This is a genomic window from Actinomadura sp. ATCC 39365, from assembly GCF_054392275.1.
In genome coordinates this window covers 1,119,971-1,140,920 of the sequence record NZ_CP184335.1, presented here as the reverse complement: position 1 = coordinate 1,140,920, position 20,950 = coordinate 1,119,971, and the positions used below count along the sequence as shown (strand labels likewise).

Below are 20,950 nucleotides of genomic sequence, written 5' to 3'. Positions count from 1 at the left end.
GAGGTTACCGTGATTTTCCCGTTATGTGGATGGGAGATTTCCATCCAGGGGGCCCGTGACGTGCGGAACTCCTCTACAGAGCCTGTAGAGGAGTCCGACTTTCCGTGGTCAGGAAGCGCCCTTGACCGATTTGATCAACAGCTGCGCGACGTCCACGACTTCCAGCGATTCCTTGGCCTCGCCGTTGTTCTTCTTCTCGTTGATCGCGTCACCGAGCATCACCATGCAGAACGGGCACGCGGTCGAGACGGTGTCGGGGTTCGTGGTGAGCGCCTCGTCGACCCGCTCGGTGTTGATGCGCTTGCCGATGCGCTCCTCCATCCACATGCGCGCGCCGCCCGCGCCGCAGCAGAACCCGCGGTCCTTGTGGCGGTGCATCTCCTGGGTCTGCACGCCGGGCACCTTCGACATGATGTCGCGGGGCTGGGAGTAGACCTTGTTGTGGCGGCCGAGGAAGCACGGGTCGTGGTAGGTGATCTTCTCCTCGATCGGCGTGACCGGGGTGAGCAGGCCCTCGTCCACCAGCTTCGACAGCAGCTGCGTGTGGTGCACGACCTCGTAGGTGCCGCCGAGCTGCGGGTATTCGTTGGCCAGGGTGTTGAAGCAGTGGGGGCAGGTCGCGACGATCTTCTTGACGCCGGCCTCGTTGAGCGTCTCGATGTTCTGCTGGGCGAGCATGTTGAACAGGTACTCCATGCCCAGGCGGCGGGCCGGGTCACCGGTGCACGCCTCCATCGGGCCGAGCACCGCGAACTTCACGCCCGCGATGTGCAGCAGCTCGGCGACCGCCTTGGTGGTCTTCTTGGCGCGGTCCTCCAGGGCGCCCGCGCAGCCCACCCAGAACAGGTACTCGGCGTCCTCGGGCATCTTCTCATCGACCAGCTCGACCTCGAAGTCGAGCTCCTCGATCCAGTCGGCCCGCTTCATCTCGGACATGCCCCACGGGTTGCCCTTGTTCTCCAGGTTCTTCACCATCACCCCCGCCTCGGACGGGAACGACGACTCCACCATGACCTGGTACCGGCGCATGTCGAGGATGTGGTCGATGTGCTCGATGTCCACCGGGCACTGCTCGACGCAGGCGCCGCAGTTGGTGCACGACCACAGCACGTCGGGGTGGATGACGCCGTCCTCGCCGACGAGCGGCTTCTCCAGCAGCGCGAGCACGTCGGTGTCGGCGTGCTCGGTGCTCGCGGCCATCAGGTACGGGGCCACCTTGAAGGCGTGGTCGCGCTGGTCGAGGATGAGCATCTTCGGCGAGAGCGGCTTGTCGGTGTTCCAGGCCGGACACTGCGACTGGCAGCGGCCGCACTCGGTGCAGGAGTAGAAGTCGAGGAAGCCCTTCCAGGTGGTGTCGCCGATCTTGCCGCGGCCCAGGCGCTCGGCGTCGAGCTCCTCGTCCTCGAAGTCGACGAGCTTGCCGTCGACGCGCAGCTCCGACGCGGCGCCGAGGCCGTTGGGACGCCGGGAGAAGAGCACGTTGAGCGGCGCGGTGAAGATGTGCAGGTGCTTGGAGTTCACCACGATGACCAGGAACACCAGCATGAAGCCGATGTGCAGGAGCAGCGCGATCTCCTCCAGCAGCGGGCCGGCCGGCAGCACGTCGCCGAGCGCCAGCGAGACGAACGCGCCGGAGGAGTACGGGAAGTTGCCGTTGGCCGCCGAGGCGCCACGGGCCAGGAACAGCGTCCAGATGATGTTGAAGATCATGAACAGGACGAGCCACGCGCCGCCGAGGTGCGAGCCGGAGAAACGCGACTTGCGGCCCAGCGTCTTGGGCGAGTTCTTGACCCGGATGATCGCGAAGGCGACCAGGCCGAGCAGACACGCGACCGCGATGAAGTCCTGGAGGAAGCCGAGCACGCCCCAGGTGCCGATGAGCGGGATGTGGAAGTCGGGCTCGCCGGTGATCGCGCCCTGGATGATCGCGCCGTACGCCTCGATGTAGACGGTCAGCAGGATGAAGAACGCCCACATGACGAAGAAGTGGGCCGTGCCGGACGGCGTCCACTTCAGCAGCTTCTTCTGGCCGAAGACCTCGACGAGCTGGGCCTTGAGCTCGTCGGCGGCGTGCTCCTTGGCGTACTCGACGCGTTCGGGCGCGGGTGGCCCGGAGGTCGCCAGCTTGAACAGGAACAACACCCTGCGGCCGGCGACGGCCACCGCCAGGACGGTCATGACCAGCCCGATGATCGCTACCCAGAGCACGGGGTCCTCCCACAGACGACGATGGCTGCCAGCATACGGACACGTGTTTCCAGGAAGCTTACCGGCCAGTAACTTCCTGGGATGACATCCATACCCTATGGTCAGTGCCCTATACAGAACAATGCTCTACGCCGTGAAGTACCTCTGTATGGTCGGGGCGATCAACTCGACGAGTTCCTCCGGATCGGCGCTGGCCAGCGGCTCCAATTTGATCACGTAGCGGCCCATGATCACGCCGTACATCTGGCCAAAAGCCGCCTCGATCCGTAGGTGCGGAACACCAAGGCGGTCGGCCACCTGGAAGAGCAGCGCGTTGGTGATGAACTCGCGGAACATCGTCGCGGCCTGCTCGTTCGTGAGCGCCGAGCGCATCAGGGCGATCATCGGTTCGCGGGTCTCCGGCTCGGCGGTCACCCGCAGGAGCATCCGCACCAGCCGCTCGCCGATCTCCTCGCGCGGGCCGTCCAGCAACAGCGGGACGACCTCGTCGGGCCTGATCGGCAGCTGCATGGCCGCCGCGAACATGCCCTCCTTGGTCTCGAAGTAGTGGTGGACCAGGGCCGGGTCGACCTTGGCCTCGCGCGCGATCCCGCGCACCGTGGCCTTGTCGAAGCCCTTCTCGGCGAACACCCGCCGCGCCGCCGTCAGGATCTCGCCGCGCGTGTCGGCCGACCCGGGCCTGCGGCCGGGCCGGCGTCGTACGTTGCTCATGGCCGCGCCCCGCCGGTCATCGGCCCACCGCCAGGTACACCCGCATCGGCACCGACAGCACGCCCTCGGGGAAGGCCTTCCTGAGCTCCCCGCGCTGCCGCCCGACCAGCTCGTCGGCCGCGTCCGGCGACAGCGCCGCCATGTACGAGTGGGAGCGCAGGTCGAGCAGGAAGTCCTCGATGCCGACCAGCCTCGTCCACGGGATCCAGCGTTCCTGGACCACCTCGAAGGCCGCGGCGATCGGCGGCACCGACCACTCCTCCACCGCCGGCCCCCAGTAGGTGGGCACCGCCTCGGCCAGCCGCGCCTCGTAGGCGGCCAGCCACTCGGCCTGCGCCGCGTGGTGGAGGTTCCAGCAGCCCACGATCGCGCCGCCGGGCCGCAGCACCCGCCTGGCCTCGGCGATCGAGACGACGGGGTCGAGCCAGTGCCACGACTGGGCGTACGTCACCAGGTCGGCCACTCCGTCGGCCAGCGGCAGCGCGTTGCCGTCGGCGATCACCGCGGCGACCGCCGGCGGCTCGCCGTCGATCCGCGTGACCAGCCGGGCCAGCATCTCCGCACCCGGATCGACCGCGATCACCTGGGAGCCGCGGGCCCGCAGCGCGTGCGTCAGGATGCCCGTGCCCGCGCCCACGTCGATCGTGGTGGCGCCGTCGAGCTCGATCCCGGTCACCTCGGTGAGCGCGCGGTACATCTCGTCGGGATAGGTCGGGCGGCCCGCGTCGTAGGCGTCGGCCACGCTGTCGAAGACTCGGGCGAGGTCTCTGGTCGGCCCCACGTTCATCGGGACGCCGCCAGGTGCAGCCGGGCGAAGGCCAGCGCCTCGGTCAGGTCGTCGACGCGCTCGGTGCGGCTGGCCGCCTTGCGGGTGTTGATCTCCAGCACCACCAGGCCGCCGTAGCCCGAGTTCGCCAGGCGTTCCAGCATCTGGGCGCACGGCTGGTTGCCCCTGCCGGGGACCAGGTGCTCGTCCTTGTTGGTCACGCCCATGCCGTCGGCCAGGTGGAGGTGGGCCAGCCGGTCGCCGAGCTTGGTGGCCATCTCCATGGCGTCTGAGCCGGACACCGCGGTGTGCGACAGGTCGAGGGTGACCTGCGGGAAGTCGTAGTCGATCGGGTTCCAGTCGGGCGAGTACGGCACCACGTCGTTGCCCCTGGCGCGCAGCGGGAACATGTTCTCGACCGCGAACGTGACATCGGTCTCGTCACGCATGCGGGCCAGGCCGTTCTCGAAGTCACGGGCGTAGTCGCGCTGCCAGCGGAACGGCGGGTGCACCACGACGGTCGAGGCGCCGAGGCGCTCAGCGGCCTTCTGCGCCCTGACCAGCTTGGCCCAGGGGTCTCTGCCCCACACCCGCTGCGTCACGAGCAGGCAGGGCGCGTGGATCGCCAGGACGGGTACCTGATAATGCTCCGACAGCCGCTCGATCACGTCGATGTCCTGGCTCACCGGATCGGCGCCGACCATGATCTCGACACCGTCGTAGCCCAGGCGCGCGGCCAGTTCGAACGCGTCGGGAGTGCGTTCTGGATATACCGAGGCGGTGGACAATGCGATCTTCGCATTGGGCACGCGGATGACATCAGCCACGTTGCCAGCCTAAGCCGGAGAAGCGCCTCTGGCGCGTGAGCCCCACCAGATAGCCCTACCCAACCCCCCATCCCATCCCAAAGACACTGCCCGAACCCCACTACGGTTGGGGCCATGCCACGGATAGCCAGAGGCGCGATCCCCAGCCCGAACATCTGGAACGCTCCCCAGGTCTACGAGCTGGAGAACCGCGCCGTCGATCCCCAGGGCGCGGCCGACGCCGCGATGCGCGAGCTGCGCCCATGGGCCGGCGCGACCGTCCTCGACATCGGCTGCGGCACCGGTTTCCACCTGCCCGTCCTGGCCGCCGACGCGGCCGCCGTGATCGGCGTCGAGCCCCACGGCGACCTGGCCGGCCTGGCCCGCCGCCGCTGCGCGAACCTGCCCAACGTCTCGGTGCACGCCGCCACCGCCCAGGACCTCCCGCTGCCCGACGCGAGCGTCGACGTGGCCATGGCCCGCTGGGCCTACTTCTTCGGCCCCGGCTGCGAGCCCGGCCTGCGCGAGCTGTCCCGCGTCGTACGCCGCGGCGGCGCCGCGTTCGTCATCGACCTCGACGCCACCCGCGGCTCGTTCGGCCGCTGGTTCTCCCGCACGGTGCCGACGTACTCGGCGCGCGAGGTGGAGGCGTTCTGGGACCGCCAGGGCTGGCAGCGGCGGCCGCTCGACCTCACGATGGCCTTCGAGCGCCGGGCCGACCTGGAGGCCGTGCTGCGCATCGAGTTCGCCCCCGAGGTGGCCGAGCAGGCCGTCGCGGAGACCCCCGGCCTGGAGATCTTCTACCCGAACGTGCTGCGCTGGCGCTACTTCTGAGCTCATGGCCTCACTCCGTTCGGCGGGCTCGGTCGCCATACGCCGCCGCCTTCCCCGCTCTGGCCGCTCCGCTCCCGCCGCTCCTCCAGGCGACGGCACTTCTGAATTCATGGCCTCACTCCGTTCGGCGGGCTCGGTCGCCATACGCCGCCGCCTTCCCCCGCTCTGGTCGCTCCGCTCCCGCCGCTCCTCCAGGCGACGGCACTCCCTCGCCGGCTTGACATTGACGTCGGTGTCAACGTTTACCGTGGTGGCATGCGCATCGGGGAGCTGGCGGAACGCACCGGGGTGAGCACCCGTTCACTCCGCTACTACGAGCAGCACGGCCTGCTCTCGGCCAGACGCGGCCCCAACGGCTACCGCGAGTACGCCGAGGAGGACATCAAGCTGGTGGCCGAGATCCGGTCGCTGCTCTCGGTCGGCTTCACGCTGGAGGACACCCGTCCCTTCGTCGACTGCCTGCGCTCGGGCCACAGCTCGGGCGGTTCCTGCCGGGAGTCCGTCGAGGTCTACCAGCGCAAGATCATGCAGATCGACGAGGAGATCCGGGTGCTGCTCGCCCGCCGCGCCGAGGTCGCCGCCCAGCTCGCCGAGTCGTGTCCTGGCTGCTTCGTAAGGGGAGACAAATGATCACGCTGACCACCGACAACTTCGAGGAGCAGGTGCTCAAGAGCGACCAGCCGGTGCTGGTCGACTTCTGGGCCGAGTGGTGCCCGCCGTGCCGCATGGTGGCCCCCGTCCTGGACGAGATCGAGGCCGAGCACGGCCTGGCCATCGGCAAGCTCAACACCGACGAGAACCCCGAGATCATGTCCCGCTACGGCGTGATGGGCCTGCCCACGCTGCTGCTGTTCGAGAACGGCGAGCCCGTCAGGCAGATCGTCGGCGCCCGGCCCAAGCGCCTGCTGGTGCAGGAACTGGGCCTCACGCGGTAGTCGAGGATTGTCGGCACGGGCCGCTAGCCTGCTCGACATGGCCAAGACAGCGCAGAAGCCCGGTTACCGCTGTGCCGAGTGCGGCTGGCGCACCAGCAAGTGGGTCGGCAGGTGCGGCGAGTGCCAGGCGTGGGGCACTGTCGACGAGGAGGGCGCGCGCGCCGGGGTCAACGTCGTCCAGGGCGGCGCGACCACCGGGCCCGCGCTGCCCATCGGCCAGGTCAAGGCCGAGGTGGCCGCGGCCCGCACCACCGGGGTGAGCGAGCTCGACCGGGTGCTCGGCGGCGGCCTGGTGCCCGGCGCGGTGGTGCTGCTGGCTGGCGAGCCCGGCATCGGCAAGTCCACGCTGCTGCTGGAGGCCGCGGCCCGCATCGCCGAGCGCACCACCGTCCTCTACGTGACGGGCGAGGAGTCGGCGGCCCAGGTGCGCCTGCGGGCCGACCGCATCGGCGCCATCCAGGACAACCTCTACCTCGCCGCCGAGACCGAGCTGTCGGCGCTGATCACCCACGTCGACAAGGTCGAGCCCGGGCTGCTGGTGGTCGACTCGGTCCAGACGGTCGGCTCGGCCCAGGCCACCGGCGTGCCGGGCGGCGTGACCCAGGTGCGCGAGGTGGCCGCCAACCTGGTGCGCATGGCCAAGGAGCGCAACCTCGCCACGGTCCTCGTGGGCCACGTCACCAAAGACGGCTCGATCGCCGGCCCCCGCACCCTCGAGCACCTGGTCGACGTCGTGCTCAACTTCGAGGGCGACCGCCACTCCAGGCTGCGCATGGTCCGCGCGATCAAGAACAGGTTCGGCCCCACCGACGAGGTCGGCTGCTTCGACCTGCACGAGCGCGGCATCGAGGGCATCACCGACCCGAGCGGGCTGTTCGTCTCGCGGCGCAGCGAGCCGGTCGCCGGCACCTGCGTCACCGTCACCGTCGAGGGCACCCGCCCGCTGCCCGCGGAGGTGCAGGCGCTCGTGGCCCGCACCGAGGCCCAGCAGCCGCGGCGCACCTCCTCCGGGCTCGACACCTACCGCGTCCAGATGATCCTCGCCGTGCTGGAGCGCCGGCTCAACGCCCGGCTCGGCGGCTGCGACGTGTTCACCGCCACCGTGGGCGGCATCAAGCTGGCCGATCCGGCCGTCGACCTGGCGGTCATGCTCGCCGTCGCGAGCGCCGCGGGCGACAAGCCGCTGCCGCCCGGTCTGGTGGCCCTCGGCGAGGTGGGCCTGGCGGGCGAGTTGCGCCCGGTCAAAGACGTGCGCAGGCGGCTGACGGAGGCGTCCAGGCTGGGTTTCAAGCGGGCGCTCGTGCCCGCCGGATCCCTGGAGACGGGCGCCGGGAAGCGCAACGGGCAGCGGGCTCTGGTGCCCGTCGGGCCCGTGGCGTTCGCCCCCGGCTTCGAGGTCGTCCAGGCCGAGAACGTCTGGGACGCACTCACGCACGTCACATAGCACGGCTAAGCTGGGCGTGACCAATCGACACGGGGGTCAGGTGGACAGGAGTCTTGACGACCGCCGTCGCGACGCTTTGGCCGCTGTGGCGCCGGGCACTCCGCTGCGCGACGGCCTGGAGCGCATCCTGCGCGGGCAGACCGGCGGCCTGATCGTGCTCGGCCACAACAGGACCGTCGAAGAGGTCTGCAGCGGCGGCTTCGAGCTCGACGTCGAGTTCTCGGCCACCCGCCTGCGCGAGCTGGCCAAGATGGACGGCGCGATCGTGGTGAGCAACGACCAGAAGATCGTGCGCGCCGCCGTGCACCTCGTCCCCGACCCCGCGATCCCCACCGACGAGTCGGGCACCCGCCACCGCACCGCCCAGCGCGTGGCCAGGCAGACGGGCCTGCCCATCATCGCGATCAGCAAGTCCATGCGGATCATCGCCCTCTACCTCGACGGCATCCGCTACGTGCTGGAGGAGTCCGCGGCCATCCTGTCCAAGGCCAACCAGGCCCTGGCCACCCTTGAGCGCTACAAGCACCGGCTCGACGAGGTCTCCGGCACCCTGTCGGCGCTGGAGATCGAAGACCTCGTCACCGTGCGCGACGTGTCGGCGGTTGCCCAGCGCCTGGAGATGGTCCGGCGCATCTCCGACGAGATCAAGGGCTACGTGGTCGAGCTCGGCACCGACGGGCGGCTGCTGTCGCTGCAGCTCGACGAGCTGGTGGCGGGCGTCGACTCCGAGCGCGAGCTGGTCGTGCGCGACTACCTGCCGGCCCCCGCGGGCCGCCGCCAGAAGCGCCTGGTCGAGGCCCTGCACGACCTCGACCACCTGTCCGGCGCCGAGCTGCTCGACCTGTCGGCCGTGGCGCACGTGCTGGGCCACGGCGGCGCCGAGCGGCTCGACAGCCCGGTGAGCCCGCGCGGCTTCCGCCTGCTGGCCAAGGTGCCCCGGCTGCCCGCCACGGTGGTCGACCGCCTGGTCAACCACTTCGGCGGCCTGCAGAAGCTGCTGGCGGCCAGCATCGACGACCTCCAGGAGGTGGGCGGCGTCGGCGAGTCGCGCGCCCGCAGCGTCCGCGAGGGCCTGTCCCGCCTGGCGGAGTCGTCGATCCTCGAACGTTACGTCTGAGGCCGCGCCGCTCACCGCAGGTGGAAGACGCCCTTGCCGCTGCGGAGCGCGCCCATGCGGGCGGTGGCCACGTACGTGCCGGGCAGGGCGGAGGCCGGGGTCGACCGGCAGTCGGTGCTCGACCTGCGCCGGTCCCATTCCAGGTTGCGCACGTACGGGATCCCGCGCTGCAGCTCCCTGACCTCGGTGCCCACCCCGCTGACGCAGTCGGCGGTGGACCAGATGCGGTCGGCGCCCGAGGTGATGCGGATCTCCATGGCCCGCGGCCCGACGTCGGCCGTGCACATCACCGGCCCGGTGTTGACCAGCGTGACGATGAAGCTCGGCCGCGACGCGCCGGTGTAGATCGGCTCCTTGCCGCCCTGGAGGCTCAGCACCAGGCTGTCCTGCGGGCACGGCTCCCCTGGCCGCCTCGGCTTGGCGGCCGGGCTCTCTTTGGGCGCGGGGGTGGGCGAGGGGCTGGCCGTCCCCATGGCGAGCGTGCGCAGCCCCGCGAGCAGCGGATCTGTGGCGGGCGTCGCGCTCGGTGAGCTCTGCGCGCTGGACGAGCGTTCCGGCCCGGAGCCCCCGCTGGAGCACGCCCACGCCACCACGGCCACCACGACGAGCACGGCCACCAGCACGCTCATGCGACGCCGCCAGTAGACGTCACCGCCGTCGCCACCCATCGAATCCGGATCCATAGGCACAGCATGGTAATTGATCGGCTACCAACAGTGACGACACGCCGAACGAGCCCGGCTACGAATACGCTTGACCGCGTGGTTGAGCCGAACCTCCTGCACGCCCCCGTTCTGGAGTGGTACGAGGACAACGCCCGAGACCTCCCCTGGCGCGCCGACGACGCGACCCCGTGGGGAGTGCTGGTCAGCGAGATCATGCTGCAGCAGACCCCGGTCGTCCGGGTCCTGCCGGTGTGGCTGGAGTGGATGGCCCGCTGGCCCACTCCCAAGTCGCTGGCCGCCGAGCCGCCGGGCGAGGCCGTACGGCATTGGGGCCGGCTCGGTTATCCGCGCCGGGCGCTGCGCCTGCACGCCTGCGCCCGCGCCATCGCCGACGAGCACGGCGGCGAGGTGCCCGCCGACCACGCGACGCTGCTGGCCCTGCCGGGCATCGGGGAGTACACCGCCGCCGCGGTCGCCAGCTTCGCGTACGGCGGCCGGCACGCCGTCCTGGACACCAACGTGCGGCGGGTGTTCGCGCGGGCCGTACGGGCCGAGGAGTACCCTCCCACGGCCACCTCGGCGGCCGAGCGGCGGCTGGCCGAGGCGCTGCTGCCCGAGCTGGGCGCGGCCCGATGGGGTGTGGCCGTGATGGAGCTGGGCGCGCTGGTCTGCACGGCCCGCGCGCCGCGCTGCGCCGACTGCCCGATCGCCGACCTGTGCGCGTGGCGCCTGGCGGGCAAACCACCCCACACCGGTCCCGCCCGCAAGGGCCAGACGTACGCCGGCACCGATCGCCAGTGCCGCGGCCGCCTGCTCGCGGTGCTCCGCGCGGCCCACGGCCCGGTGCCGAAGGCGGCCCTCGACGTGGTGTGGGACGACCCGATCCAGCGCGAACGCGCCCTCGACGGCCTGGTCGCCGACGGCCTGGCCGAGGTGCTCGACGACGGCACGTACCGGCTGCCCCACTCCTGAGCCGGCCGGGCCGCCGCTAGGCCATCCACGGGGGCACGGTGCGGTCCGTGCCCTTCGGCGCCAGGTCGCAGGCGTCGGGCGCGGACTCGCCGCCGGGGTTGTAGACCTCGACCCCCGGGGGCGCGACCACGATCGAGACGAACCCGTGCTCGGGGTCGGCGAACATCTGCCGGCTCACGTCGGCCGGCAGGACCATGGTGTCGCCCGCCCCGACCTCGAACCGCTCGCCGCCCAGCTCGACGACCGCGCCGCCGGCCAGCCAGGTCCACACCAGCTCGCGGTCGGCGGCGTGCACCGGGCCCTCCATGCCGGGGTTGGCGTCCACCCGCCACATGACCTGCCCGGCCCGGCCCTGGGTGGGCGAGGCGAGCGTGGTCATCAGGGCGTTGGGGGTACGGACCGCACGCGCGTCGGCGGACATGACGACAGACATCACACAAGCTCCTTCTTCTCGGCTGGGCACGGCCCCGCGCCGCGCCCGCTCCTCATGACGATCACGCGATCCACGGCGGCGTGCCGGCGTCGGTGCCATCGGGCATGAGGGCCCTGGCGCCGCCGGCGGCGGTGACGACGGCCGTGAAGCCGGCCTGCTCGTCGGCCACCACCCTGCGCAGGACATGAGCGGGCATGACGACGGTGTCGCCCGCGCCCACCGCGAACCGTTCGTCGCCCAGCTCGACGGTGGCACCGCCGGCGAGCCAGCTCCACACCTGCTCGGTGTCGATGCCGTGCTGGGGCCCCGCCACGCCCGGCTTCGCGTCGACCCGCCAGAACGCGCACGAGGCACCGCCCTGCGTCGGCGAGGCGAAGGTGGTCATGACCCCGCTCGGCGTCTCGGAACGCCGGGAATCCGCGTCACGAATGACAGACACGTTCGAACCCCTTAAGATAGGTAACTACGTTGTCTATATAGTTAACCAGGTTGTCTATCTTGTCAAGCGACACCCCAGGCTTCGAACTGCCTCTGCGACTTCTGCTGGCCTTCCGCACGCTCATCGACGAGCTGCACGCCGAGCTGGCCCGCCAGGGCCACCCGGAACTCCGCCCGAACCACGGGTTCGTCATGCAGGCGATCGGCACACACGGCACGACCGCCGTCGACCTGGGCCGCACCCTGGGCGTCTCGAAGCAGGCCGCGGGCAAGACGATCGAGACCCTGGAACGCGCCGGCTACGTCGAGCGCACCAGGGACGACTTCGACACCCGGCGCAAGATCGTGCGCCTCACGCCCCTGGGCGTCGACGCACTCGACCGGTCAGCCCGCATCTTCGACGACCTGCGCGCCCGATGGGCCGCGGAGCTGGGCGAGGACCGCCTGCGGGCCCTGGAGTCGGACCTGCGCAGGATGACGCCGGCGAACATGTGGCGGCTGGACACGCCAGGCTGGTTCGCCGGCCTCTGAGGGGATCAGCTGGTCAGGCGGCCAGTTGCAGGCCGAGGCTGGTCAGGCCGCCAGTTGCAGGCCGAGGCTGGTCAGGTTCGTACGGGCCCAGGCCAGCTCCTCGGCCAGCAGCGACACCAACGCGCCCGGCCCCTTCGCGCGCCCCGGCACGAACAGGTTGTGCGTCTCGACCTCGATGTGCGCGCTCCCGCTGACCGCGCCCGACAACATCGCGGTCAGCGTGTCGTGCAGCACCGCGCCGGTGCTCGGCGTCTCGCCCGTGTGGTTGTGCACGTGGCCAAGCTTGACGACGGGCGCGCCGGCCTCCGCCAGGCCCTTCAGCGCCGCGCCGGGCTCCTCGGCCCCGCAGGCGAGGTGACAGGCGTCCAGGCACACGCCCAGGTGCTCGGAGTCGATGCCGCCCACCCGCTCCAGCGCCTGCTCAGTCGTCTCCAGGACGCACCCCGGCCACGGCTCGAAGCCGACCCTGATGGTCTTCCCGGTCACGCTGTAGATGCCGCGCAGCTCGCGGGCCAGCCGCTCCAGGCGGCGCGTGGCGATGGCGTGCAGGTCGGCGGGCCAGTCGCGGCGCCAGCCGATCGGGATCGTCGAGATGCTGCCGAACCGTACGTCGTCGGGCAGCAGGAAGGCCAGGATCTTGGCCAGCGCCATGGTGTAGCGGTAGCGCTCGGGCTTGGCCCAGTCGGGGCCGGGCACCTCCTGGTTGCGCCCGCCGGTGCCGTTGAGGCTGACGACCTCCAGGCCGCGCTCGTCCAGGGAGCGGCGCAGCCGTACGAGCTCGATGCGGTCGGCCGTGAGATGGTCGGCGACGCCGGGCGACAACCACAGCCCGATGCCCATCCGCTCCACACCCAGCCTCTTGCGCACCGGCACCGCGTAGCGGGTCAGGTGCGCGATCAGGTTCTCCAGGTCCTCGGCAGGGTGGATACCTGCGTTGTAGGCGAGGTGAACGAGCGTTCCGTCGTTGTGACGCAGGCGCATCGGTTCCTCCACGGCTTGCTTGAGTGTTCCCGTCGCCCGCCTCAGACGCGCGAACCCTGTGTGAGCATGCCTGCTTCCGGGTGGCGCACGCGTCCGCCCTGAGTTGATTGCTTACTACTCCCCAGGGAGCAGCTCCGACTCTAGGAACACGCTCTTGCGGATCACTTGGATGAGACTTGGCGATGCTCTACGCAGTGTAGTACTACTACCGGTGGCGGCGTACCCACCCATCCAACAATTACGCAACAACCCACCTTCGGGCCCCTCGGATCCAGGACCGACGCGAACCCCCGCCCTTCAACGGCGGTCAGGATGAACCACTGAATCGGGACACGCACGACGTAACAGCGGCCGGCCACGTGCGGGCTCAGATCCCTTCCTCCTGAAGGCCCTCAGCCACGTACGGCGTCCGACTTCCATCCGGCCCCGCCATAAAGCCAGCGCTCGAAACCGACAACGGGGCCACAGAGCACCGGGAGAAGGGCGGTGGCGGGGAGGGCCGAGCCGAGCATCTGAAGTACGGAGGGTGTCCTCAGCCGGGCGGAGGGGATTGGGCATGGAATGCGAAAACCCCCGCCGGGGCGGGGGTTTTCGGTGGTTGGTCGGTCAGTGCTGGATCGGCGCGGCGATCGCCGCCGCCGAGTCCGGGACCGCCGTGGCGGACTCGCCCTTGAAGATGAACTTGGCGTTGTCGCCTTCGCCCTCGATCGTCACCTTCACGACCTGCCCAGGACGGAGCTCGCCGTAGAGGATCTTCTCGGACAGGGAGTCCTCCAGCTCGCGCTGGATCGTACGGCGCAGCGGCCGGGCGCCCATGACCGGGTCGTAACCGCGGTCGGCGAGCAGCTGCTTGGCCTCCGGCGAGACCTCGAGACCCATGTCGCGGTCCTTCAGCCTGGCGTCGACCTGGGCGAGCATCAGATCGACGATCTTGATGATCTCGTTCGGCGTCAGCTGGTGGAAGACCACGATGTCGTCGACACGGTTGAGGAACTCGGGCCGGAAGTGCTGCTTGAGCTCCTCCTGAACCTTCGCCTTCATCCGCTCGTAGTTGGACTCGGTGTCGTTGGACTTCGCGAACCCGACCCCGATGCCCTTGGAGATGTCACGGGTGCCGAGGTTGGTGGTCATGATGATGACCGTGTTCTTGAAGTCGACCACGCGGCCCTGGGCGTCGGTCAGGCGACCGTCTTCCAGGATCTGCAGCAGCGAGTTGAAGATGTCGGGGTGGGCCTTCTCGATCTCGTCGAACAGGACCACGGAGAACGGCTTGCGCCGCACCTTCTCGGTGAGCTGGCCGCCCTCCTCGTAGCCGACGTAGCCGGGAGGCGAGCCGAACAGCCTGGAGACGGTGTGCTTCTCCATGAACTCCGACATGTCCAGGCTGATCAGAGCGTCTTCGTCGCCGAAGAGGAACTCCGCCAGAGCCTTGGACAGCTCGGTCTTACCGACACCGGACGGGCCCGCGAAGATGAACGAGCCACCGGGACGGCGTGGGTCCTTCAGACCGGCGCGGGTACGCCGGATGGACCGCGACAGACCCTTGATGGCGTCGTCCTGGCCGATGATCCGCTTGTGGAGCTCGTCCTCCATGCGGAGCAGGCGCTGGGACTCCTCCTCGGTCAGCTTGAAGACCGGGATGCCGGTGGCGGTCGCCAGGACCTCGGCGATGAGCTCCTGGGTGACCTCGGCCACGACGTCCATGTCGCCGGCCTTCCACTCCTTCTCCCGCCGCTCGCGCTTGAGCTGGAGCTGCTTCTCCTGGTCGCGGAGCGCAGCGGCCTTCTCGAAGTCCTGCGCGTCGATCGCGGACTCCTTGTCGCGGCGGACGTTGGCGATCTTCTCGTCGTACTCGCGCAGGTCCGGCGGAGCGGTCATCCGGCGGATGCGCATCCGGGAACCGGCCTCGTCGATGAGGTCGATCGCCTTGTCGGGCAGGTAGCGGTCGCTGATGTAGCGGTCGGCCAGCTGCGCGGCGGCCACCAGGGCGTCGTCGGTGATGGAGACGCGGTGGTGGGCCTCGTAGCGGTCGCGCAGACCCTTGAGGATCTCGATCGTGTGGCTGAGAGAGGGCTCGGCCACCTGGATCGGCTGGAAGCGGCGCTCCAGCGCGGCGTCCTTCTCGAGGTACTTGCGGTACTCGTCGAGGGTGGTGGCGCCGATCGTCTGCAGCTCGCCACGGGCCAGCATCGGCTTGAGGATGCTGGCGGCGTCGATCGCGCCCTCGGCGGCGCCCGCGCCGACGAGCGTGTGCAGCTCGTCGATGAACAGGATGATGTCGCCGCGCGTGCGGATCTCCTTGAGCACCTTCTTCAGGCGCTCTTCGAAGTCACCGCGGTAGCGGGAGCCGGCGACCAGGGCGCCGAGGTCAAGCGTGTAGAGCTGCTTGTCCTTCAGCGTCTCGGGCACCTCGCCCCTGACGATCTTCTGCGACAGGCCCTCGACGACGGCGGTCTTGCCGACGCCGGGCTCGCCGATCAGCACCGGGTTGTTCTTGGTCCTCCGGGAGAGGACCTGCATGACCCGCTCGATCTCCTTCTCACGGCCGATGACCGGGTCGAGCTTGCCCTCACGGGCCGCCTGGGTCAGGTTGCGGCCGAACTGGTCGAGCACCAGGGACGTGGACGGCGCCGACTCCTGGGGACCGCCCGCGGCGGCCGGCTCCTTGCCCTGGTAACCGTGGAGCAACTGGATGACCTGCTGCCGGACACGGTTGAGATCAGCTCCAAGCTTGACCAGCACCTGGGCGGCCACACCCTCACCCTCACGGATGAGCCCGAGCAGGATGTGCTCGGTGCCGATGTAGTTGTGACCCAGCTGCAAAGCCTCACGGAGCGACAGCTCGAGGACCTTCTTGGCCCGCGGGGTGAACGGAATGTGCCCCGACGGAGCCGACTGGCCCTGGCCGATGATCTCCTCGACCTGCTGGCGCACACCCTCAAGGCTGATGCCGAGGCTCTCCAGAGCCTTGGCGGCTACGCCCTCACCTTCATGGATCAAACCAAGAAGAATGTGCTCAGTGCCGATGTAGTTGTGGTTGAGCATCCTGGCCTCTTCTTGGGCCAAGACGACAACACGCCTCGCTCGGTCGGTGAACCTCTCGAACATCTCGTCGCTCCTCACAGAGCGGTCAGTCAGGCCGGTAAATCCGGTCCCGTCATCCCGCATGCTAGCCCTGGCTCGGCGAACCGTGCCCACTGCCGCTGACACGCTCTATAGCAGAGACGTTCCCCGAGAGCAGGGCGTTCACCCTCTATCCAACTACTGTTCGGGGGTGACGTGTTCCCGATACGCCGCAAGCGAACGATGTTTAGGCGCTTCACGGAAGCGCCTGGAATTCGACGCCCGCGGCCCAGGGCGGACCAACACGGATCGGCCGTCGGACGCCGGGGCGAAGCCGGCCTTGGGGTGCCTGCCGGCCACGCATCTCCGATGCCCGCGCCCGTATCTGTTACGTAATCATCGTATGTGCTGCTCCAAACCGCGTCCAAGCGCGGACGCTACGCCCTGAGCACAACTCGGCACGCAACGCGCGTCGCACCTATTCCCCATCGGGTCAGCCGGGTTACCGATCGCCGGTGCGCACGGGGGTCCCGCGACGGGACAATGCGCGGCACACGGGAGAGGCCGCCGGTTTTCCATCGCGCCCCACCAGCCGCACGCCCGCGTTTTGCCGGTCATCCGCGGCCCTGCCCGCCGAGTGGCCCGAACAAGCCCCAACAAGCCCGGAGAACCCCGCGCAAGACCGTAAGAAGGGTGAAGTGACCGGTGCCAGGAAGAGGGCTTGCGACGGCGCTTCGGGAAGGGCCGGCTGCCCGATAGTGTGGCGGAGCGTCACCGCTTTGCGCGTACGCCGCAGGATCGGGACGGGGAAAGTTGCGGCGGGTGACGGCATTGGCCCGTTCCGGCCGGAGGTGACGACGAAGGCGAGCGAGCCCGGCGGCCCGGAAATTGACACGGACGCCGCCCGCAAAGCCCGGCACGTTCCACTCCCGCGCGGCGCCTTGTACGGCGGCACAGGTGAGCAATACGCCCACATTTGGGCGAATTAGAAGATCAACAAGTGGTCGGGGGATTCACGAACTCCCCACAAAAACGATCATGCGCTTATGGCGCTCGCCGGGGTCCTAGGCGAACGGCATAAGCGCATGGTCAGGAGATGGCTCTCTCGACGAGGCTCAGTGAGCCGCTTCGTACTTCTCCACGACGGTGGAGGCGATCCTGCCGCGCTCGCTGACCGGCAGGCCGTGGGCCTTGGCCCACTGCCGGATCTCCGAGCTCTTCTCGCGGCTCATCGCACGGTTGCCGCCGCGACCACGGCGACGGGCGGACACGGCTCCTGCCCTGCGGGCGTGCTGCACGAAAGGCGTGAGTGCGTCCCTCAGCTTCTTGGCGTTAACGTCGCTGAGGTCAATCTCATAGGAGGAGCCGTCAATAGCGAAGCTGACCGTCTCATTGGCCTCGCCCCCATCGAGGTCATCGATGAGAATCTCCTGGATCTGCTTGGCCATCTACGCAATCCTTTCCCGGAGCATTGTTTCATTCGCTCGCCCAAACATATACCCGGAAAGGCGCGGAGACAATTCAGCGCTACGGGGATTCGGCTGACTGGCAGATCAGTTCTGGTTCTCGGCCTGATCCTGGTGGTTTGCCCGTCGCCCGGCGGCCTCCGATCGCAGCAACTTCACCGCGCCAAAGATGAAGGCACCGCCGACCACGACCGGGGGGATGAGCGCTGACAATACGTCTGTTACGGCTTCCATTCGTCCTCGCCTCCAGGGCTAGCAGGGTTTCGGGGGCGCTAAATACGCATCCCGGCGCGACCTGCGGGACCTGCGGGGGCACGCCGGACGCTCATGACGCCTAGGTGACAACTCACCCGGAACCGACCATAGCCACACACAGTCGCCCTCAGGGAGCAGGGGCACCGACATCCGGCAACCCGGACGTCCCATAGCCTAATGCCAGTCTCTCCAGGCTCCTTACCGGATCAAGGGAAAATTTTGCGAAAAGGCATCTTCCCAGGTGCGGATGCCTCAACGAAGATCTTTTACCACCCGCGTTCCGGCCAGCCTGTCATGCGGCCCGCGCTCCAACGGCTTGTCGATCAGGATGAGCAGCCCGACGCCGAACAGCAGCATTCCGGCCAGCAGATTGGCCACCGGAATGCCCATCAGCATGACAGGCCCGGGATAGACCAGGGCGCGTTTCAGCAGGGCGCCACGTGGAAGGTCGTCCGGCGCCAGGCGAATCTTCATGATCGCCTGGCCGAAGGTCCGCCGGCGCAGGCAATGGGCCCGCCAGTCATAGGCCGTATAACACAGGCCGGCCAGGAACCAGGCCAAGAGCCCGGGGAGCCGCCCGCCGAACGCCTCCGCCATCCCGACAGTCCGGAAGGCGCCCCACAGCGCGATGAACAGAATGTAATAGAAGACCCCGAAGACCAGCGCCTCAATGAAGCGGGCGGCGAGGCGTTCCCACCATTCCGCGGGCACGAGGCCCGGCCACGACGGTGTCCCGGCCATATCCCACCTCACGCGGTCGGCGGTCGTACCCCCCATTTTGGTACGCCCCGCACACACAAAACAGAGGCCGGCGGGAAGCCGGCCCCTGTTTTACGCTGACGCGGGATTACTTGATCTTCACGACCACCGTGCCCGCGAACTTGTCCGCGAACGTCTGCTGCAGCGGCTTGTCCCACAGCTGCGAGGCGCCGTTGACCGCGACGCACGCCCAGGCGAGCAGCGGGCCGAGGAACGGGATGACGCTCAGGATGTAGCCGCCCCAGGTGACGCCGGCGCGCTTGATCGCCAGGTCGGAGCCGAGCCCGCCCGGAGGCAGGGCCTGCCCCACCGGGACGACCTTGATCCCCATGACCATCTTGCCGACCGTCTGGCCGTTCATCTTCGTCAGGAAGAACTCGTAGCAGACCCAGACGGCGGTCGTGACGATCGCCGACAGGATGCCGATGACGAAGCCCGACAGGATGCCGGAGGTCGAGCCGGTCGCCGAGTCGTAGCCGATCGCGAACAGGCCCAGGATGAGGCTGACCACGAAGTTCACGACGCCGAGGATGACGCCGTCGATGATCCTCGCGACCAGACGCTGCCACCACTCCGCCAGGGGGGCCGGAGCGCCCGGAGGCTGCACGCCGACGGGCTGACCGTAGGGCTGGCCGTAGCCGGGCTGGCCGTAGGGCTGCGACTGCTGCTGCTGGCCGTAGGCCTGGCCGTACTGCTGCTGGTCGCCGTACTGCTGCTGGGCGTAACCCTGCTGCTGGTCGCCGTACTGCTGCTGGGCGTAGCCGCCCTGCTGGCCGTACTGGGCGTCCTGGGCGTAGCCCTGCTGCTGGCCGTAGTCGGGCTGCGACTGCTGACCGTAGCCCTGCTGGCCGTACTGGGCCTCCTGGCCGTAACCCTGCTGGGCCTGCTGGCCGTAGCCGGGCTGGGCGTACTGCTGGCCGGAGGACTGCGGCTGCTGGCCGTAGCCCTGCTGGCCCGAGGCGGCCTGCTGGCCGTACTGGGCGTCCTGGCCGTAGCCCTGCTGCTGGCCGTAGTCGGGTTGCGACTGCGGCTGCTGGCCGTACTGCGGTTGCTGGCCGTAACCCTGCTGGCCCGAGGCGGCCTGCTGGCCGTACTGGGCCTCCTGGCCGTAGCCGGGCTGCGTGTACTGCTGGCCCGAGGACTGCGGCTGCTGGCCGTAGCCGGGCTGCTGGCCCGACGCGGGCTGCTGGCCGTAACCCTGCTGGCCGTAGTCGGGCTGCGACTGCTGCCCGTAGCCCTGCTGACCGTAGCCCTGCTGGCCGGAGGACTGCGGCTGCTGGCCGTAACCCTGCTGGCCCGAAGCGGCCTGCTGGCCGTACTGGGCCTCCTGACCGTAGCCGGGCTGCGTGTACTGCTGGCCCGAGGACTGCGGCTGCTGGCCGTAGCCCTGCTGCTGGTCATAGCCCTGCTGCTGGCCGTAGCCCTGCTGACCCGAGGCGGCCTGCTGGCCGTACTGGGGCTGCTGGCCGTAGCCCTGCTGCTGGCCGTACTGCTGCTGTTGCTGGCCGTACTGCTGTTGCTGGCCATAGCCCTGTTGCTGCTGCTGACCGTATGGGGGCTGGCCGAAGGCATCGTCCGCCCGGTAGCCGACCACAGTCACGTCCGGGTCGGGCTCACCGGGCCGACGGCCGTGGTGCTGCCCGTACTCGGGGTTCTCGCCGGAATCGTCCTGTGGGTACGGCGGCTGTCCGGTGCTCACCGTGTCACCTCGCTTCGAGTGCGCATGTGGCACGTGTCAGGACACATGCCTGTGCTGCCCAACGTATCGACATAGGTATCAACAATCACCTTTCCAAGTGGTCAAGGTCCGCGTCACCCGATGTCAGATGCAGCAGCATGCGGGTGTTGCCAAGGGTGTTCGGTTTGACGTGTTCCAGATCAAGGAACTCCGCCACACCCTCGTCGTACGAGGCCAGCAACTCGGCGTAGACCTCGGGTGAGACCGGTGTGCCCTGGATGGGGCGGAAACCGTGCCTCGCGAAGAAGTCGACCTCAAAAGTCAGACAGAATACACGCCGCAGCCCCAGATCCTTCGCCTGCCGGACGAGTGCCGAGACGATCCGCCGCCCGACCCCCAACCCCCGGCACGCGGGATCGACGGCCACCGTACGAACCTCGGCGAGGTCCTCCCAGAGCACGTGGAGCGCGCCGCAGCCGACGACCTCCCCGCTCCGCTCGGCCACCCAGAACTCCTGGACGTCCTCGTACAGCGTGACCGTGGCCTTCTCCAGGAGCCGCGGCCCCGCGCCCGCGTAGGTGTCCACGAGACGCCTGATCGCACGCACGTCGGGCGTGCGCGCACGCCTGACCACGACCGCGGTCTCGGGGACTGCCACTTCGGCCACCTGCTCCATGGCTCTCCAGGGTACAGATCTCATTACGGCTCGGCCCTAAATCCCACGTCTCGGGCATCTCATCACATCCCGTGGTCAGGCGAACACGAGCTGACTTGGAGCTTTCCTCCAGACCTCAGCACCCTGAATGCTGGACAAAAGGTGCAGAAGCCTGCTTCCGTACGGCTACCCACGAGATCACCTTGTGACCCTTCAGTTGTGAAACCTCTACA

At 69.1% G+C, this 20,950-nt stretch carries 20 protein-coding genes; 7 read left to right on the top strand and 13 right to left on the bottom strand.

Annotation, left to right across the window (positions count from 1 at the left end; translation table 11 throughout):
* Positions 1-108: 108 nt before the first annotated feature.
* The 4 genes from ACNF49_RS06055 to ACNF49_RS06040 all read right to left on the bottom strand — a co-directional run bounded on the left by ACNF49_RS06055 (position 109) and on the right by ACNF49_RS06040 (position 4,512).
* Positions 109-2,208, bottom strand: a complete 2,100-nt coding sequence (locus ACNF49_RS06055; protein ID WP_357975270.1) for a (Fe-S)-binding protein — start codon at positions 2,206-2,208, stop codon at positions 109-111.
* 126 nt (positions 2,209-2,334) lie between these two features.
* Positions 2,335-2,919, bottom strand: a complete 585-nt coding sequence (locus tag ACNF49_RS06050) for a TetR/AcrR family transcriptional regulator (RefSeq protein ID WP_357975274.1) — start codon at positions 2,917-2,919, stop codon at positions 2,335-2,337.
* Positions 2,920-2,935: 16 nt separating this feature from the next.
* Positions 2,936-3,706: a class I SAM-dependent methyltransferase gene (locus ACNF49_RS06045; protein WP_357975277.1), complete on the bottom strand. Its 771-nt coding sequence runs from the start codon at positions 3,704-3,706 to the stop codon at positions 2,936-2,938.
* Entirely contained in the window at positions 3,703-4,512 is an 810-nt protein-coding gene (locus ACNF49_RS06040; protein WP_357975281.1) for a sugar phosphate isomerase/epimerase family protein, read from the bottom strand. Before ACNF49_RS06040 ends, ACNF49_RS06045 begins: the two co-directional genes overlap by 4 nt.
* Before the next feature lie 114 nt (positions 4,513-4,626).
* Here ACNF49_RS06040 and ACNF49_RS06035 point away from each other — a divergent pair, with 114 nt between their 5' ends.
* The 5 genes from ACNF49_RS06035 (at position 4,627) to disA (ending at position 8,821) form a co-directional block, all read left to right on the top strand.
* Positions 4,627-5,325 carry a class I SAM-dependent methyltransferase gene (locus ACNF49_RS06035; RefSeq protein WP_357975284.1) on the top strand — a complete coding sequence of 233 codons (699 nt, stop codon included), beginning with the start codon at positions 4,627-4,629 and terminating at the stop codon, positions 5,323-5,325.
* Positions 5,326-5,580: 255 nt separating this feature from the next.
* Positions 5,581-5,955, top strand: a complete 375-nt coding sequence (locus tag ACNF49_RS06030) for a MerR family transcriptional regulator (protein ID WP_357975287.1) — start codon at positions 5,581-5,583, stop codon at positions 5,953-5,955.
* Positions 5,952-6,260, top strand: coding sequence for a thioredoxin (gene trxA, locus ACNF49_RS06025; RefSeq protein WP_357975289.1), 309 nt, complete (start codon positions 5,952-5,954; stop codon positions 6,258-6,260). The genes ACNF49_RS06030 and trxA overlap by 4 nt, the downstream gene beginning before the upstream one ends.
* 37 nt (positions 6,261-6,297) lie before the next feature.
* The gene (gene radA / locus ACNF49_RS06020) at positions 6,298-7,704 is read left to right on the top strand and encodes a DNA repair protein RadA (RefSeq protein WP_357975292.1); all 1,407 of its coding nucleotides are present in this window, start codon (positions 6,298-6,300) and stop codon (positions 7,702-7,704) included.
* A 16-nt stretch (positions 7,705-7,720) separates the two neighbouring features.
* The gene (gene disA, locus ACNF49_RS06015) at positions 7,721-8,821 is read left to right on the top strand and encodes a DNA integrity scanning diadenylate cyclase DisA (RefSeq protein WP_498702218.1); all 1,101 of its coding nucleotides are present in this window, start codon (positions 7,721-7,723) and stop codon (positions 8,819-8,821) included.
* Between the two features lie 11 nt (positions 8,822-8,832).
* Here the strand turns inward: disA and ACNF49_RS06010 are convergent, their stop codons facing one another.
* Positions 8,833-9,504, bottom strand: a complete 672-nt coding sequence (locus ACNF49_RS06010) for a hypothetical protein (protein WP_482943040.1) — start codon at positions 9,502-9,504, stop codon at positions 8,833-8,835.
* A 78-nt stretch (positions 9,505-9,582) separates the two neighbouring features.
* Here ACNF49_RS06010 and ACNF49_RS06005 point away from each other — a divergent pair, with 78 nt between their 5' ends.
* Positions 9,583-10,458 (top strand): iron-sulfur binding domain-containing protein, encoded by an 876-nt coding sequence (locus tag ACNF49_RS06005; RefSeq protein ID WP_357975301.1) that lies wholly within the window; start codon positions 9,583-9,585, stop codon positions 10,456-10,458.
* A 16-nt stretch (positions 10,459-10,474) separates the two neighbouring features.
* Here the strand turns inward: ACNF49_RS06005 and ACNF49_RS06000 are convergent, their stop codons facing one another.
* Both ACNF49_RS06000 and ACNF49_RS05995 read right to left on the bottom strand, forming a co-directional pair.
* Complete coding sequence (locus tag ACNF49_RS06000; RefSeq protein ID WP_357975304.1) at positions 10,475-10,891, bottom strand: cupin domain-containing protein; 417 nt, start codon at positions 10,889-10,891, stop codon at positions 10,475-10,477.
* A 61-nt stretch (positions 10,892-10,952) separates the two neighbouring features.
* Positions 10,953-11,330, bottom strand: coding sequence for a cupin domain-containing protein (locus tag ACNF49_RS05995; RefSeq protein ID WP_482943039.1), 378 nt, complete (start codon positions 11,328-11,330; stop codon positions 10,953-10,955).
* Positions 11,331-11,389: 59 nt separating this feature from the next.
* Between ACNF49_RS05995 and ACNF49_RS05990 the strand changes: the two genes are divergently transcribed.
* Positions 11,390-11,860, top strand: coding sequence for a MarR family winged helix-turn-helix transcriptional regulator (locus tag ACNF49_RS05990; protein WP_482943038.1), 471 nt, complete (start codon positions 11,390-11,392; stop codon positions 11,858-11,860).
* Between the two features lie 42 nt (positions 11,861-11,902).
* On the opposite strand, the gene ACNF49_RS05985 is transcribed toward ACNF49_RS05990, so the two are convergent.
* From ACNF49_RS05985 to ACNF49_RS05960, 6 genes are all read right to left on the bottom strand, one after another.
* Positions 11,903-12,841, bottom strand: coding sequence for a sugar phosphate isomerase/epimerase family protein (locus tag ACNF49_RS05985; RefSeq protein WP_482943037.1), 939 nt, complete (start codon positions 12,839-12,841; stop codon positions 11,903-11,905).
* 606 nt (positions 12,842-13,447) lie between these two features.
* Positions 13,448-15,949 (bottom strand): ATP-dependent Clp protease ATP-binding subunit, encoded by a 2,502-nt coding sequence (locus tag ACNF49_RS05980; RefSeq protein ID WP_357975313.1) that lies wholly within the window; start codon positions 15,947-15,949, stop codon positions 13,448-13,450.
* A gap of 1,070 nt (positions 15,950-17,019) precedes the next feature.
* Positions 17,020-17,352: a histone-like nucleoid-structuring protein Lsr2 gene (locus tag ACNF49_RS05975; RefSeq protein WP_125641669.1), complete on the bottom strand. Its 333-nt coding sequence runs from the start codon at positions 17,350-17,352 to the stop codon at positions 17,020-17,022.
* 525 nt (positions 17,353-17,877) lie between these two features.
* A complete protein-coding gene (locus ACNF49_RS05970) occupies positions 17,878-18,366 on the bottom strand; it encodes an RDD family protein (protein ID WP_482943036.1) in 489 nt (162 codons plus the stop codon).
* Between the two features lie 106 nt (positions 18,367-18,472).
* Positions 18,473-20,083: an RDD family protein gene (locus ACNF49_RS05965; RefSeq protein WP_482943035.1), complete on the bottom strand. Its 1,611-nt coding sequence runs from the start codon at positions 20,081-20,083 to the stop codon at positions 18,473-18,475.
* Positions 20,084-20,168: 85 nt separating this feature from the next.
* Positions 20,169-20,738, bottom strand: coding sequence for an amino-acid N-acetyltransferase (locus tag ACNF49_RS05960; protein WP_357975321.1), 570 nt, complete (start codon positions 20,736-20,738; stop codon positions 20,169-20,171).
* Positions 20,739-20,950 lie beyond the last annotated feature (212 nt).